The sequence below is a fragment of the Lonsdalea quercina subsp. quercina genome (assembly GCF_000688695.1).
Lineage (GTDB): Bacteria > Pseudomonadota > Gammaproteobacteria > Enterobacterales > Enterobacteriaceae > Lonsdalea > Lonsdalea quercina_D.
This window is the reverse complement of sequence record NZ_JIBQ01000017.1, coordinates 60,256-75,035: the sequence shown is the minus strand read 5'-3', so window position 1 is coordinate 75,035 and position 14,780 is coordinate 60,256. Positions and strand designations below refer to the sequence as shown.

Here is a 14,780-nt window from a genome sequence, read left to right as displayed (position 1 = left end):
ACTCTTTCCTGCTTTGTTATTGATGTCTCAGCGCATCGATAGGCTGTATCTGGATAGCCCGTCTTGCCGGCACCAGCGTGGCCACGGTGACGACGGCGGTAATCAACAAGGCCATGGCGACAAACAGTGCCGTCAATGCCATGCCCTGACTGCCGAAGATGCGCAATATCATCGGCGTGACGACGCCGATCACCGGCAGACTAATCACGAGTCCGATCGCCAGTTGCCACCATCCCTGTATTAAAATCAACGAGATGATGTTGGCAGGCGTTGCGCCCAATGCGCGCCGCGTACCTAATTCGGCATAGCGTTGATGAATCGTCTTCGCCATCACCCCATAGATACCGCTGCCGGCAAGCAATACCGCCATAATGCCAAACATGTTGAATAATATAGATATGTAACTTAAGCCTACAGTATTTCTTCCCACCACTTCCTGTAAAGTTTTCTCATGATAGGCCGGAAGCTGGCTATCGATTCGGCTGAGGCTGGACTGAATGGTATGGCTGAGGTCTTCGTGATTCATCCCTTTGACGATAATCGACATCTGATCTTGCGGCGCTTGCAGCATCGAACGGTAGGCCGTGGGCATGCCTTTGCTGTGTCCGAAAGGCCGTCCCTGAATGATATGGGGAATGACGCCAACCAAGGTATACCAGTCTCGATCGTCGCCTTCGATCCAGCGAATTTTCTTGCCGATGGGCATCGACTCCCCAGGCAGGTAGCGATCGATGAACGAACGGGTAACGACAACGACTTTCTGCGAGCGGCTATCATCATGCAGATTCAGTAAACGACCGAGCTGAGCTTTGACGCCGAGGGCTTCCAGCGTGCCGGGGTAGGCAACCACATCGTTCACGCGCGGATACTGATTGCGGTTAGAACGCAGATAGCTGGCTCCTTCAATTTCAATATTGCTCATCGGCGTGAATTCACCGGGCAAGCGGCTGATGAGCCCGGCCTGTTCTACCGCCGGCTGGGCGTTCAGTTCAGCGACGATGCGATTGTCGAAGTTATAGCTGTCCAGCGCAGTGGGATAGGTTCTGTCCGGCAGGCTGACTTTAGCCGACCAGACGTTCTGTTGTTGCACGCCGTAGTCGATTTTGGATGCCTGCGCGACCACCAGTGACAGCAGGGCGCCGATACACAGTACCGAGCAGGAGAGGGCGACTTCGAAAATCACCAGGGCGCGACTGATACGGCTGCTGCTGCGGCTTTGCGCCCCGCGGGTGCCATCGCGCAGTACGTCGTTGACGTTGCTGTGGACCATTTTCCAGGCCGGCAGCGCGCCGGTAATCAGGCTGGCCAGCGCAACCAGAACGAGCGTTTTTATCACCGTGGCGGCATCGATGCCGAGGTGCCACCAAAAGGGCGGTTGGTCCGGAACCACCCTGACGATCAGTTTATTGGTGAGAGACAGTCCCCAGCCGGCCAGCAATAGCCCAATCACGCCTCCCATGCAGCAGATGATCGCGCTTTCCCACATCATTTGCAGGACCACGCGCAGGGGAGGCGCGCCATGCGCGATGCGAATTGCGGTTTCTTTGCTGCGCTCAATGGCGCGGACCAACAGCATATTGCCGACATTACAGCAGGCCAGAAGCAGGACGAGTCCCACCGCCAGCAGCATGATCAGGAAGATGGGTTTTGAATCTTCCCCCATGAAACTGTCCATGAAGGTAATGACGAAGGCTGAGCGGCCGCGATTGATCTCAGGGAACTGCTGAGCTCTCGCGTCCATGATGTTTTTCAGTTCGGCGTCGACGTCTTCCGCTGAAAAACCGGGCTTAATCTTGCCGAAGGTCTGAATCGACGGCGCATTCTCAACGGTAATGTGCCGTGGATTCAGCGTCGAAGGCTGCCAAATCTGGTTATTCATCGGGAAGGCGAACCCCTCGGGCATGACGCCAATGATCCGGGTACTGATGCCGTTCACGATGAAGGATTGGTCCAGAATGTCCTGACGTCCGCCAAAATAGTTCTGCCACATCTCATGGCTGATGACGGCGACGGGATTGGCGCCTTCCCCGGTGTCCTGCTCATTATAAATACGCCCCAGTTCGGGCTGCACGCCCGTGAAGCTAAAGAGATCGGGCTCCGAGCGAATGGCGATATAGCGCGACGCTTGTCCATCCAGGCTGATGTTGGCGACATCGCCATAGTAGTAGCCGAGTTGTTCCAGACGCTGGCTTTTCTCCTTCAGATCCCTAAAGTCCATGTAGCTGATGGGGGAGTCGCCTAACCGGACGCCATTAATGCTTGGGCTGACGACAACCATCCGTTCCGCATCGTGAAAAGGCAGCGGTTTGAGCACCAGCCCGTTGATGACCGAATACATGTAAATGCACATACCCAAACCGATCGCCATAATCAGCATGGTAAACACGGAAAAACCGGGGCGCTTCAGCAGGAGACGGCATGCATAGCGCAAATCAAAAATCATCGACATCGGTTTCTCCTTAAACCACGCGTGCGAGGTGCTTTAGCTGGTGGTCGTCAATCACCATACCGTCAAAAATTTCTATTTGTCGCAAGGCGCGGGCCGCAGAACGAGGGTCATGGGTCACGATGCAAATGGTGGAACCGGTTTGATGAAGCTGATCGAACAAAGACATCACGGCGTCGGCATTGTGTGAATCCAGGTTGCCGGTAGGCTCATCCGCCAGCAGCAGGGAAGGGTTGCCGACAATCGCGCGCGCCACCGCGACGCGCTGTTGTTGACCGCCGGAGAGTTGGGAAGGGTAGTGCCTGCCCCGGTGTTTCATGTCCACCTTTTCCAGCGCGGCATCCGCCATGGCTTTCATTTGCTTGTTGCTGATGCCCTTGCGGTAGGTGAGCGGCAGCATGACGTTTTCATCAACGGTAAGATCGCTGATCAGGTTAAAAGACTGAAACACGAAACCTATCTCAAGGTTACGAATTTCCGCCTGCTGTTTAGCCGTCAGTGTATTGACGTTATGACCGTTAATCACGTATTCGCCCTCGGTTGCCTTGTCCAATAATCCGAGGATAGACAGGAGCGTGGATTTTCCACATCCTGAAGGGCCGGAAATAGAAACGTAATCCCCTTGGTTGATAGTGAAACTCACATCACTCAGAGCATGGGTTTCCATTTCCTCAGTAAAAAACACTTTTTTGATGTTTTTAAGCTCGACAACTGCTGACATACAAGAATCCTTTTTAGCGAGTGATGCTTATTTGGTCGACGTGTTCCCAGGGTTGATAGCTCGATAAGATAATGTGATCCGCGGCTACCAGCCCTGACGAGATCGCAATTTCATTGGCCGACCCCATCCCAAAGGTCACGGGTACTTTTACCGCACTTTTACCGTCCGCCGCGAGCTTATATACGATCCCAGGGGTATTGCTCTGGGCGTACATAGGCCGCGGCGCGTAAATGACATTTTTCAGGTTCGCTACCTGCACGCGACCTTCGATGCTCAGGTCCGGTCGGGCTTCATTCGGCAGCGGTTCCGTGAACTCGACGTCAACCTGCACCGTGCCATTGATGACGGCGGGATCGATTCGAGAAACTCTGCCGTGGATCTGGTTGGAGTGAGTATTGATCAGCACGGATTGGTCGATCGCGACGTCTCGGATCTGGCGCTCAGGCACTTTTAATTCGGCGATGAGCTGATCCTTACGCGCGACGCGAGCGAGGCTAAATCCATTGGTGATGTGTTGTCCCACTTCAATATTGGTGACCTGAATAATACCGGCTTCGCTCGCTTTTACCGTCAAAGAACGTATCTGCGTTTCCGCTCTGGCCAACATATTTTTCAGTTTACTGAGTCGCGCGTCGTCCGCCTCTCTATTTTCCTTCTGCACGATCTCCAGCTTTTCAAGCTGCTCTTTGGTGTACATCAGGCTTTGCTTGGTTTGCTCGGTGGCGAGCTTTGATCGATGTAAAACCAGAAGGGGAACTGAGCCGTCGTTTCGCTTATTCAGCATTTCGGCGACATCATATTCGAGTTTGGCGTGACGGTACTCCTGCTCGGCTTTGACGATGGCTATCTTGGCGGCCAGATAAGCGCTTTCCTGCTGGCCTCGCAGCGCCTTATTTTCGGCCTCTTTCGCCCCCAGCTCCCAACGCAGTTCTTCCGTGGTTTGAATCAGCTCCGGATTGACTAATACGGCGATGATGTCTCCGGGCTCTACGGCGGCGCCGGGTTTGACTTTCACCGATTCGACGATGCCGTCGATGTTGGAGGCGATCCAGGTCGCATTGCGCGGAGCAAGAATGCCATTGCCCTGAACCTCGATCACCATGTCGCCCTGTTTAACCTGACCAATCAAAATATTGGAGGCCCTGACTTCGAAGCCTCCCGGATCAAAACTGATCAATAAATACCCGGCAATGAGCACGATCAACGCGCTCGCTGCGATTAAAAAGGGTTTGAGACGCCCCTTCTTAATGGTTCTTTTAATATCCATCTCGACATACTCATTCCATTAAACTCGGGCTGATAAAGCATGTTTTATGCCAACTATTAACTCTTTGATTAGTCTATTCTTTTATTTTATTGTTTTTTAATAATTCTCACTTTTGGGATTAAGCCAGCGCTTTAAGTTAAAAATGGGACAGTGAGATAGGTGATTGAAAAATGGGATTAAGTTGACGATTGATCGAATGTTCGCCATCGAACCCGCCGCCGGAATCTTCTCGTTGTTCGGCGCAGGCTTTAGCGAGCGGGAATTCGCGTTGACGTCAGGCACCCGAATATTCAGCGTCGTCCGTTTCAGAAGGGGGGGCGTCAGGAAACGATCAGTGTGGGTAGACGCTCTGTCGCCGCTGAACTCGCCGCGCGGCGAAAACAAAGACGCCTTCACCCCATCGCGGAATGAAGGCGTCTGGCTTGGGGGACTAAAAATCCCAGTCTTCGTCTTCGGTTTCAACGGCTTTGCCGATGACATACGACGAGCCGGAGCCGGAGAAGAAGTCGTGGTTCTCGTCGGCGTTCGGCGACAGCGCGGCGAGTATGGCCGGATTGACGTCCGTCATGCTGGCGGGGAACAGCGCCTCATAGCCGAGGTTCATCAGCGATTTATTGGCGTTGTAATGCAGGAACTTCTTCACGTCTTCCGTCAGACCCACGTCGTCATACAGCGCTGCGGTGTAGTCCACCTCGTTGTCGTAAAGATCTTGCAACAGCTCGTAGGTGAAGGCTTTGATCTGCGCCTGGCGCTCGGCATCCACGCGTTTGAGTCCCTGTTGGAACTTATAGCCGATGTAGTAGCCGTGCACCGCCTCGTCGCGAATAATCAGACGAATCAGATCCGCCGTGTTGGTCAGACGCGCGCGGCTGGCCCAGTACATCGGCAGATAGAAGCCGGAGTAGAACAGGAACGACTCCAGAAACACGCTGGCGACTTTCTTCATCAGCGGATCGTCATGTTCATAATGCTTGAGGATCAGGGCCGCTTTATTCTGTAGAGCCTCGTTTTGTTCGCTCCACAAGTAAGCGTCGTCCACCTCGCGGGTTTGGCACAGCGTAGAGAAAATCGCGCTGTACGACCGGGCGTGCACGGCCTCCATAAAGCAGACGTTGGACAGTACCGCCTCTTCGTGCGGTGTCACGGCATCTTGCATCAGTGACGGCGCGCCGCGCGTGTTTTGCAGGGTGTCTAGCAGCGTCAGGCCGGTGAATACCCGAATCGTCAGCTGCCGCTCCTGAGCGGTGAACTGCGCCCAGGAGGGAATGTCGTTCGACAGCGGAATTTTTTCCGGCAGCCAGAAGTTGGCGGTCAGGCGATTCCAGACCTCCAGATCTTTGTCATCCTGCGGCCGGTTCCAGTTAATCGCCCGCAGCGGGGGAAGTTTGCTCATAGCGTCAGTTCCGTTAATAAAATCACAATGCGCAGGATACGCAGCCTTCAATCTCAGTGCCTTCCAGCGCCATCTGACGCACCCGGATGTAGTAGAGGGTTTTAATCCCCTGTTTCCAGGCATAAATTTGCGCCTTGTTGATGTCTCGCGTGGTGGCGGTATCCGGGAAGAACAGCGTTAACGACAGCCCTTGATCCACGTGTTGGGTAGCGACCGCGTAGGTGTCGATAATTTTCTGCGGGCCGATTTCGTAGGCGTCCTGATACAGCGCCAGGTTGTCATTGGTCATGAACGGCGCCGGATAGTACACCCGCCCGATTTTGCCTTCCTTACGGATTTCAATGCGCGACACGATGGGATGAATGCTGGCCGTGGCGTGATTGATGTAGGAAATAGAGCCGGTCGGCGGGATCGCCTGCAGGTTCTGGTTATACAGACCTTTCGCGATCACGCTGTCCCGCAGCTGCTGCCAGTCGTCACGGTTCGGCAGGCGAATGCCGTTGTCAGCGAACAGCGCGCGAACTTTCGCCGTGGCGGGCTGCCATTCCTGCTGGAGGTACTTGTCAAAGAACGCGCCGCTGGCGTAAGTGGACAGTTCAAAGCCCTTGAAGGTTTCGCCCCGTTCAATAGCCAGTTGGTTAGAGGCGCGCAGCGCATGGTAGGCCACGGTGTAGAAGTACATGTTGGTGAAGTCCAACGCCTCTTCCGAGCCGTAATACATGCCTTCCCGCGCCAGATAGCCGTGCAGGTTCATTTGTCCAAGGCCGATGGCGTGGGAATCCGCGTTGCCTTTCGCAATCGAAGGCACCGCGTTAAGCTGGCTCATATCGGAGACGGCGGTCAGCCCGCGCACGGCGAACTCCACCGCGCGGCCGATATCCTTGCCGTCCATCACATTCGCAATGTTGAGCGAGCCGAGGTTGCAGGAGATGTCCTTCCCGATCTTCCGGTAGGTGAGATCTTCTTCATACTCGCTCGCCTGGTTGACCTGCAAAATCTCCGAACACAGGTTGCTCATGTTGATGCGGCCGTGGATCGGGNTGGCCCGATTCACCGTGTCTTCGAACATCATGTACGGATAGCCGGACTCGAACTGGATCTCGGCCAGCGTCTGGAAGAACTGACGCGCGCTGATGGTCCATTTACGGATCGCCGGGTTATCGATCATCTCCTGATATTTTTCGCTGATGGCGATTTCCGATAGGGGCTGACCGTAAACCTGCTGAACGTCATAGGGTGAAAACAGGTGCATGTCTTTGTTTTCACGCGCCAGATGCAGCGTGATATCCGGGATCACCACGCCGAGCGACAGGGTTTTGATTCGAATCTTTTCGTCCGCGTTTTCTCGCTTAGTATCGAGGAAACGTAGAATGTCGGGGTGATGAGCGCTCAGATAGACCGCGCCCGCGCCCTGACGCGCGCCCAGCTGATTGGCGTAGGAGAACGCGTCCTCCAGCATCTTCATCACCGGGATGATGCCCGATGACTGGTTCTCGATCCGTTTGATGGGGGCGCCGGTTTCGCGGATATTGCTGAGCGTGAACGCCACGCCGCCGCCGCGCTTGGACAGTTGCAGAGCCGAGTTGACGGCCCGGCCGATGGACTCCATGTTATCTTCGATGCGCAGCAGGAAGCAGGAGACCAGCTCGCCGCGCTGCTGCTTGCCGCAGTTGAGGAAGGTCGGCGTTGCGGGCTGGAAACGGCCGGTCATCATCTCATCGACCAAGGCTTTCGCCAGCGTCTCTTCGCCGCGCGCCAGCGTCAGCGCGACCATGCAGACCCGGTCCTCATAACCTTCCAGATAGCGTTTGCCGTCAAAGCTCTTCAGCGCGTAGCTGGTGTAAAACTTGAACGCGCCGACGAAGGTTTTGAAATGGAATAGGTGGCCGTAAGCCTGTTGGAACAGCGCTTTGATGAACGCGGCGTCGTACTGGGCCAGCACGTTGGCTTCGTAGTAATTCTCATCCTGCAGATAGGCCAGCTTTTCTTCCAGCGTGGCGAAGCGCTGCGTTTTGGGCGCGACATGCTGCGCGAGATACTGACTGATGGCCTGCTGATCCTGCTCCAGCTGAATTCGGCCGTCGGTATCGTAAATGTTAAGCATGGCGTTAAGCGCATGGTAGTCGAGCCCGCTGTCGAGGGGCCGCGTCATCACTGATTCTGCTGTAGCCAAAGGTTGACTCCTTTACGCACGTTTTCCACATCTTCAGGCGTACCGGACAGCTCGAAGCGGTACAGGCAGGGGACCTGGCATTTGCGCGCGATAATGTCGCCCGCGATACCGTAGGCTTCACCGAAGTTACGGTTGCCTGCGGCGATGACGCCCCGAAGAAGATGCCGATGGGAAGGGTTGTTAAGAAAGTGGATCACCTGACGGGGCACCGCGCCAATCACGGTGCCGCCGCCATAGCTGGGAACCACCAAAATATAGGGTTGCGTGACCTCTTCCATCACCGCGCTCGGCCGGATAGGGATGCGGATGGCAGGGAGTCCCACTCGGTCGATAAAACGGCTCGTGTTCTCCGACTGGCTGGAGAAATAGATCAACAACGGGTTCATGAGTTGGCCTCAGACGGCAATTGCACGCAGCGCGTGAATTTTGTCAGGCCGAAAGCCGCTCCAGTGTTCTTGTCCGGTCACGACCACCGGCGCCTGCTGGTAACCCAGCGATCGCACATAGGCCAGCGCCTGAGCGTCCTGAGTCAAATCGATTTTATTATAGCCAATCTGGTGCTTGTCGAGCGCTCGGCAGGTGGCATCGCACTGCGGGCAGTTGGATTTGCTGTAAACAGTAATGCTCATGATTCGTATTCACCTCTGGGCGCAAAAAAAGGGGGGCGGTATGCCCGATCGAGAAGCGATGGCGGTCTGCCGCCGTGGCACACGTGGTGTCGTCTTCTGAAAGGTAATACTAGATATAGTGGTGAAAAATATCAACCACGCAATATATGGGATTTATAGCGAAGTTAAGCACAAGAAAAGCCTAAGGGCAGGCGCCCTTAGGCTTGGCGGTCACATAGCGGGGATGTTTCTGCCGTAATAAATTTCCTGCATTTCGCGATACAGCAGATCGGTAATCCGCTGATGCTCTTCCGGAGTCAGCGCATCCGGGCTGGCGTTGAACAGGTAGTGCTTCAGATCGAAATCTTTCAGCAGCATTTTGGTATGGAAAATATTTTCCTGGTAAACGTTCACATCCATCAGGTGATACAGCGACTTCATATCGTCCGACATAAAGTTTTGTATGGAATTGATTTTATGGTCGATGAAGTGTTTAACGCCGTTCACATCGCGGGTGAATCCGCGCACGCGGTAGTCGATAGTCACAATATCCGATTCCAGCTGGTGGATCAGATAGTTAAGCGCCTTGAGCGGGGAAATGACGCCGCAGGTAGACACTTCGATATCGGCTCGGAACGTACACAGGCCGCCTTCCGGATGGCTTTCCGGATAGGTGTGCACGCAGATATGGCTTTTGTCCAAATGGGCGACGACCGAATTCGGCAGCGGGCCGGGATGTTCGGAGGTATCCACGTCACGCGGATCGACAGGTTCCTCGCTGACCAAAATGGTCACGCTCGCGCCCTGCGGCTCATAATCCTGACGGGCTATATTCAGGACGTTGGCGCCAATAATAGAACAGGTTTCGGTCAGGATTTCTGTCAAACGGTTCGCGTTATATTGCTCGTCGATGTAGGCAATATATCCATCGCGATCGGCTGGCGTTTTGGCATAACAGATATCGTAGATACAAAAACTCAGGCTCTTGGTCAGATTGTTAAAGCCGTGTAGTTTCAGCTTTTGCAATTTAATTCACCCCCTTATGGATGCGATTATCAGCGCGCGGCTGACAAAGCATTCAGTAGATACTGCGGCAGGGCAAAGCTGCCGACGTGGATGGCCGGATTGTAGTAGCGGCAGTCGATTCCCGTTGCGGCGAAACGCGCCTGCAGACTTTCCGGGCTCAGTTGGCGTAAAGCCGGGTTGTTGCTCGCCCAGGCGAAGGTCATGATCCCGCCGTAATAGGTTGGGATTGCGGCCTGATAGAAGCTGACGTCGCTAAAGTAGTGGCTCAGCTTGTTGTGGCTGGTGACCGCTTCATCCTGCTGGAGGAAACAAACGCCGTTTTGCGCCACGAAAATACCGCCGTCGTTCAGGCAGCGTGCGCAGCCCTCATAGAAGTCGGAGGTAAACAGGCTTTCTCCGGGACCGATCGGGTCGGTGCAGTCGGAGATAATGACGTCGAATTTTTCCTGGCAGGCTTTAACGAAGTTCACGCCGTCGTCGATGACCAGACGGAAACGCGGATCGTCATAGGCGCCCGCGCTGTGGTTCGGCAGGTACTGACCGCAGAACTCCACCACGCCGGCGTCGATTTCGACCATCGTGATCTGTTCTACGCCGCGGTGACGACACACTTCGCGCAGCATGCCACCGTCGCCGCCACCAATAATCAGGACGCGTTTGGCATTGCCATGCGCCAGCAGGGGCACGTGAGTCAGCATCTCATGATAGATAAACTCGTCACGTTCGGTGGTCTGCACCACGCCATCCAGCGCCATCACTCGGCCCAGTGCGGCGTTTTCAAAAATAATCAGGTCCTGATGATCGGTCTTTTCGTGATAGAGCACGTTGTCTACAGCAAAGTACTGACCGAAGTTGGCATGGAGTGTTTCATACCAAATTTCTTTCTGGGACATGTTAGTGCTTCCTCCGCGATAACAGCCATGAAAATTGGCGCGCTATGATAGCTAACTCTTATTAGGCTTGCACGGTCAAATTTCACGCAGTGCGGAGGATTTAGACAATTACTGGGTATTCGCCAGCAGACTGAGCGAATTTCGGGCCAGTGACTGGCATTTTTTGGGGGTGGGAATGGCGATACCGCTCAAATCACGATAGCTGGATTCGCCCAGCGTGATCATGTCGTAGGTGTTGTAGTTACTCAAATCCCAGCGGTTCTGCTGAGCAAATCCCACCAGCGCGCGGCGAATTTGTTCATTGGGCAGATCCTGGTAGCCGCAGTTATTTTTCAGATACACGAAGATAGCCGTTAGATCGGCAAGATCTTCAGCTTCGAATTCGTTCAGTGCTTTACTGGCGGAAGAGACACTCAACAGACTCAGCAAGAGTAGCGCCAGTGCGGATTTTTTCATGGTTAGACCTGTTTCATACTGCCGTTGGTGAGACGTTACCACAGTTATTATCGCGGATTCCAAGTTTTATTATGCGGTTAAGCGGTCCTTCGCCCGCCACGATCAACGCTGGCGCGCAGGCCTTGACCGACCGTCAGGGCTAAGTATTGACCAATAGCCGGATTAGTGCCTTTTTCTCGCAGATTGATTTCATGACGGCTGAGTTATGCTCTGTTATTAATAGTGTTATCTGAAACTTTTTCTATGCTTTTACCTATGAATCTCAGTATCTGGCGCGTCAGTAGCGGGTGGTTGGCGGGGATGCTGCTGTTTCCTGTAGCGGCGGTAGCGGTGCTGGCCGTGATTGAACCCGGCATGAGCATGGCTTCCCTGTGGGCGATGTTGCCGCGCTATGGGGGAAACACCCTGACGATCATGGCGGAGAGCGCGGCAATCAGTTTATTGCTGGCGCTTCCGTTCGCCCTGATCATGGCCCGCTATCGTTTCCGGGGACAGCGTTGGCTACATCTGGCGCTCCTGCTGCCTTTGGCCATGCCCGCCTATCTGCTGGCGGCCGTGTACGGCGAACTGCTGGAGTTCGGCGGTCCGGTCCGGCAGACCTTCTATGCGCTCTCGTTCGCCAGCCTGTCCGGGTGGGGACTCGACTGGAGCCCACCTCTGCGGCAGGTCATCTGCAGTGTGTGTCTTGCGCTGTCTCTGTTCCCTTATCTCTATTTGCTATTGCGCGCCACGCTGATGAGCCTGCCGGAGAGCGTGATGCAGTCCGGGCGGCTGCACTGTCCCTCGTCGCTGCGGCTGTTTTTTCGCGTGCGATTCCCCCTCATTCTCCCGACGCTATGGCTGGGGCTTGCGGTCGTGGCGCTGGAGGCCGTGTCGGACTACGGCGCGGCGAGCTATTTTTCTGTGCCGACGCTGACGACCGCCAGCCTGGATTTCTGGCGTGACAAAGCCCAGTTCGGGACGGCGGCGCGCATGGCGCTGGTCCTGTTGCCGCTCATCGTGCTGCTCGGGGCGATCGCGCGTCACGGTCGTCTCTGGCAAGTGCGTTNCCAACGTCCCGCATCGCCTTACCCGGTCGAACGACCCGAGGCGCCGGTCTGGCTCCGCCGCATCACGCTGTCGGCCGGATGCGGGCTGGTGCTGCTGGCGTTCGGCGTCCCGCTTCTTTGGCTGGCCCGCCACTGGCTGACGACGACGGTCACGCTCTGGACGCTGCCGCTGTTGCTGGCGACAATCAACAGCGTACTGGCGGCGTCGTGCGCGACGCTAATTTCGCTGGGATTGGCGATGATGTACCTGTTCGATAAGCGGACCGCCGACAATCCCGCGTTTCGGCATCCACTGCGCTGGCTGGGGTTCAATCGTGTGTTGCCGGGCAGCCTGGCGGGGATGGGCGTGCTGGTGGCGCTCATGCTGATTGATTCGCGCGGCATGCCGCTGGCGATGGGCGTCTTGTCAGGCTCGGTATTGATGTTGATCCTGGTCTATAGTTTGCGGGGCGCCAGCCTCATCATCGCCCCTCTGCACCAGCAGCTGCGCCAGCTTCCGGCGGGAATGCACGCCATGAGTCGAACGCTGGGTTATTCCACGGCGCAACATGTGTGGCTGAACGTGTTTCCGTCCGTACGCGGTACGCTGCTCGTCGGTGCGCTGCTGGTCTGGAGCGAGAGTCTGCGAGAGCTGAATGCGTCGCTGCTATTGCAACGCGTCGATGTCGACACTCTGTCGACCTATGTGTTCGGCTTTGTTGAATCCGACCAGCTGGCATGGGCCGCCCCACCGGCTTTTCTGCTGGTCTTGCTCGGCGTGCCGCCGTTATTCGGACTTCATCGTCTGCTACAGAGGGAAGGATAAATTCCGCATGAACCAATCTGATATCTTGTCGGTGCGCGAACTGCACTGCGGTTACCCCTCTCATCCCGTCCTGGACGGCGTCACCTTTTCCATTCATGAAAGCGAACTGGTCTGCCTGCTCGCGGAAAGCGGGGAGGGCAAGAGCACACTGCTCAAGGCGATTACCGGGCTGATCGCGCCGACGCAGGGCCAGATTGTGCTGGGTGGAACGCCCGTGAACGGCCAGCCTCCATCTTCGCAGTCCGTCGCGATGGTGTTTCAGGATGACGCGCTGTTCCCGCATCTGACCGTGATGGAGAACGTCCGTTTCGGGATGCAGCATATCCCCGGCAAGGAGTCCCGCCGCGTGCTGGAGGAGTCTCTGGCGCTGATGGGCGTCACGGACGTGGCGCAGCGTTACCCGCACGAATTGTCGAAAGAGCAGTGTCTGCGGGGCGCGCTGGCCCGTACGCTGGCCTGTCAACCCTCGCTTTTGCTGCTGGATTCGCCCTTCACCGGCATAGACAGCCAGCATCGCTACCCGCTGTTGACGCAGTTGCGCCGATTACTGAAGCAGCGCCATATCGCGGCTCTGTTTGTAACCACCGAAAGAGAAGACGCCTTTGCTTTTGCCGACCATCTGATGCTGATGCGAAAGGGCCATCTGGTTCAGCAGGGCGTCTCCGCCGACCTGTATTATCGACCGGTGAATCGTTACACCGCGGACTTTATGGGCTATGGCAATTATTTGCCGGTGAAGATGACGGGGGACAAAGGGTGGAAGAGCTTTCTGGGGGAGCATCATGCGACGCGATCGCTGGGGTTGGAGTCCGGGATGATGCGGGACTGGCTGGTGCGTCCGCAGGAAATCGCGCTGGCGCTAGACCCGGAAGGCGCGGCGGTGATAGAGGATCGCTTGTTCCTGGGCACCAATAACTTATATCGAGTGAGAATCGGGGATGATGTGCTGCAGGTGCAGACTAATAACTGGTTTGAGCCCGACCAGCCGGTCAGGCTCAGTATTCGCACCGAGCAACCGGTCTTTTTCCCTCCGCAGGAGGGAAAGACCGTAATTACAGGCCCGGCGGCCTAGGGACTTCGATGTAATCGCCTTCAATGGTGTGCCGATAGTAGCGTCCGTCTTTGACGTAGAAACGTTCGCCGTTGACGTCGAGCACCGTCATCGTGTTCGTGGTCTCGACATTTTCCGGGTTGTTGACCACGACATACCCTCCCTGATCCGGACGATAAAATATTCCGTTCAGTACGTAGTAGGTCAGTCCGGCTATCAGCACGGTTTCGACACCAGGCGGCAGATGGTCGTAGTGAAAGCCGGGACCCGGACCATGATCGTGACCATGCCCATGCCACATATCCGGGCCGCCAGGCGCGGCAAAGGCCGCTGGCATAAGGCTCAGCACGGCGAAAGCTGTCACTAATCTTTTCATACGAAATTCCTGTGTTGCCATGAGACGATTAAGTAAACCTTAGCAGGTTTATTTATCGGCAGCGTCGGCAGTGCCTTTTTGCGGAGCGGGCGGAGCCGGCGGGACTTCACGTACGCTGACGCTGACTTCATAGGTTTTGCCATTGCCGGCAGGCACGTTGGAAATCAGTTTGTTCACCCCTGCGACCGGATCGCTAGTCTGCAGAGAGGCCTGATACAACGCCGGCGGCATCGGAGGGAACGGTGGATGGTGCGGCATACGGTCATGGTCTTTCTCGCCGTGGCCATGTCCCTCCATCAGCGGCGCGCCCTGTTCCGGATGCGCAAAGGCGCTGGGCAGGGTCGCAAAAAGAGAGCAAGCGGCGATGGCGGCAGCGATGCCATAACGTTGGGTCAATGTTTTCATAAATGCACCTCTTCAGTAGGGATAGCCCTATATAAGGGCATTCCCCGTCTGAGGGGCAACCGGCTTTACCCAGCTTTATTCAGGCATAACACAATCCTGATTATTTTGTTT

The 14,780-nt window shown here is 55.7% G+C and carries 14 protein-coding genes; 2 read left to right on the top strand and 12 right to left on the bottom strand.

Annotated features, from left to right (window positions below):
• Window positions 1-16 precede the first annotated feature (16 nt).
• The 10 genes from SB13_RS15495 to SB13_RS15450 form a co-directional block, all read right to left on the bottom strand.
• Window positions 17-2,449 (bottom strand): ADOP family duplicated permease, encoded by a 2,433-nt coding sequence (locus SB13_RS15495; protein ID WP_026741222.1) that lies wholly within the window; start codon window positions 2,447-2,449, stop codon window positions 17-19.
• 10 nt (window positions 2,450-2,459) lie between these two features.
• Window positions 2,460-3,167 (bottom strand): ABC transporter ATP-binding protein, encoded by a 708-nt coding sequence (locus SB13_RS15490; RefSeq protein WP_026741221.1) that lies wholly within the window; start codon window positions 3,165-3,167, stop codon window positions 2,460-2,462.
• Between the two features lie 13 nt (window positions 3,168-3,180).
• Window positions 3,181-4,434 carry an efflux RND transporter periplasmic adaptor subunit gene (locus tag SB13_RS15485; protein WP_026741220.1) on the bottom strand — a complete coding sequence of 418 codons (1,254 nt, stop codon included), beginning with the start codon at window positions 4,432-4,434 and terminating at the stop codon, window positions 3,181-3,183.
• A 430-nt stretch (window positions 4,435-4,864) separates the two neighbouring features.
• Entirely contained in the window at window positions 4,865-5,827 is a 963-nt protein-coding gene (gene nrdF / locus SB13_RS15480) for a class 1b ribonucleoside-diphosphate reductase subunit beta (protein WP_026741219.1), read from the bottom strand.
• Window positions 5,828-5,849: 22 nt separating this feature from the next.
• Window positions 5,850-7,979, bottom strand: a complete 2,130-nt coding sequence (gene nrdE / locus SB13_RS15475) for a class 1b ribonucleoside-diphosphate reductase subunit alpha (protein ID WP_152545938.1) — start codon at window positions 7,977-7,979, stop codon at window positions 5,850-5,852.
• A complete protein-coding gene (nrdI, locus tag SB13_RS15470) occupies window positions 7,979-8,386 on the bottom strand; it encodes a class Ib ribonucleoside-diphosphate reductase assembly flavoprotein NrdI (RefSeq protein ID WP_026741217.1) in 408 nt (135 codons plus the stop codon). Before nrdI ends, nrdE begins: the two co-directional genes overlap by 1 nt.
• Window positions 8,387-8,395: 9 nt before the next feature.
• Complete coding sequence (gene nrdH / locus SB13_RS15465; RefSeq protein ID WP_026741216.1) at window positions 8,396-8,629, bottom strand: glutaredoxin-like protein NrdH; 234 nt, start codon at window positions 8,627-8,629, stop codon at window positions 8,396-8,398.
• Window positions 8,630-8,839: 210 nt separating this feature from the next.
• Window positions 8,840-9,634 (bottom strand): adenosylmethionine decarboxylase, encoded by a 795-nt coding sequence (gene speD / locus SB13_RS15460; protein ID WP_026741215.1) that lies wholly within the window; start codon window positions 9,632-9,634, stop codon window positions 8,840-8,842.
• Between the two features lie 29 nt (window positions 9,635-9,663).
• On the bottom strand, window positions 9,664-10,527 hold the full coding sequence (gene speE, locus SB13_RS15455; protein WP_026741214.1) for a polyamine aminopropyltransferase: 864 nt from the start codon (window positions 10,525-10,527) through the stop codon (window positions 9,664-9,666).
• A gap of 108 nt (window positions 10,528-10,635) precedes the next feature.
• Complete coding sequence (locus SB13_RS15450; protein ID WP_026741213.1) at window positions 10,636-10,983, bottom strand: YacC family pilotin-like protein; 348 nt, start codon at window positions 10,981-10,983, stop codon at window positions 10,636-10,638.
• 243 nt (window positions 10,984-11,226) lie between these two features.
• On the opposite strand from SB13_RS15450, the gene SB13_RS15445 reads away from it, so the two are divergent.
• Both SB13_RS15445 and SB13_RS15440 read left to right on the top strand, forming a co-directional pair.
• Window positions 11,227-12,837, top strand: a complete 1,611-nt coding sequence (locus SB13_RS15445; protein WP_081821870.1) for an ABC transporter permease subunit — start codon at window positions 11,227-11,229, stop codon at window positions 12,835-12,837.
• A 7-nt stretch (window positions 12,838-12,844) separates the two neighbouring features.
• Complete coding sequence (locus SB13_RS15440; protein WP_051616243.1) at window positions 12,845-13,909, top strand: ABC transporter ATP-binding protein; 1,065 nt, start codon at window positions 12,845-12,847, stop codon at window positions 13,907-13,909.
• Here the strand turns inward: SB13_RS15440 and SB13_RS15435 are convergent.
• Together SB13_RS15435 and SB13_RS15430 are read right to left on the bottom strand one after the other, a co-directional pair.
• Window positions 13,890-14,264 (bottom strand): DUF6515 family protein, encoded by a 375-nt coding sequence (locus SB13_RS15435; protein ID WP_026741211.1) that lies wholly within the window; start codon window positions 14,262-14,264, stop codon window positions 13,890-13,892. The two genes, SB13_RS15440 and SB13_RS15435, sit on opposite strands and share 20 nt — an antisense overlap.
• 48 nt (window positions 14,265-14,312) lie before the next feature.
• Complete coding sequence (locus tag SB13_RS15430) at window positions 14,313-14,669, bottom strand: hypothetical protein (protein WP_026741210.1); 357 nt, start codon at window positions 14,667-14,669, stop codon at window positions 14,313-14,315.
• Window positions 14,670-14,780 lie beyond the last annotated feature (111 nt).

Bases quoted from the DNA above. Each gene is read 5' to 3' on its own strand.
- SB13_RS15495 (WP_026741222.1), bottom strand. From the start codon at position 2,449: ATGTCGATGATTTTTGATTTGCGCTATGCATGCCGTCTCCTGCTGAAG.
- SB13_RS15490 (WP_026741221.1), bottom strand. From the start codon at position 3,167: ATGTCAGCAGTTGTCGAGCTTAAAAACATCAAAAAAGTGTTTTTTACT.
- SB13_RS15485 (WP_026741220.1), bottom strand. From the start codon at position 4,434: ATGGATATTAAAAGAACCATTAAGAAGGGGCGTCTCAAACCCTTTTTA.
- nrdF (WP_026741219.1), bottom strand. From the start codon at position 5,827: ATGAGCAAACTTCCCCCGCTGCGGGCGATTAACTGGAACCGGCCGCAG.
- nrdI (WP_026741217.1), bottom strand. From the start codon at position 8,386: ATGAACCCGTTGTTGATCTATTTCTCCAGCCAGTCGGAGAACACGAGC.
- nrdH (WP_026741216.1), bottom strand. From the start codon at position 8,629: ATGAGCATTACTGTTTACAGCAAATCCAACTGCCCGCAGTGCGATGCC.
- speE (WP_026741214.1), bottom strand. From the start codon at position 10,527: ATGTCCCAGAAAGAAATTTGGTATGAAACACTCCATGCCAACTTCGGT.
- SB13_RS15450 (WP_026741213.1), bottom strand. From the start codon at position 10,983: ATGAAAAAATCCGCACTGGCGCTACTCTTGCTGAGTCTGTTGAGTGTC.
- SB13_RS15440 (WP_051616243.1), top strand. From the start codon at position 12,845: ATGAACCAATCTGATATCTTGTCGGTGCGCGAACTGCACTGCGGTTAC.
- SB13_RS15435 (WP_026741211.1), bottom strand. From the start codon at position 14,264: ATGAAAAGATTAGTGACAGCTTTCGCCGTGCTGAGCCTTATGCCAGCG.
- SB13_RS15430 (WP_026741210.1), bottom strand. From the start codon at position 14,669: ATGAAAACATTGACCCAACGTTATGGCATCGCTGCCGCCATCGCCGCT.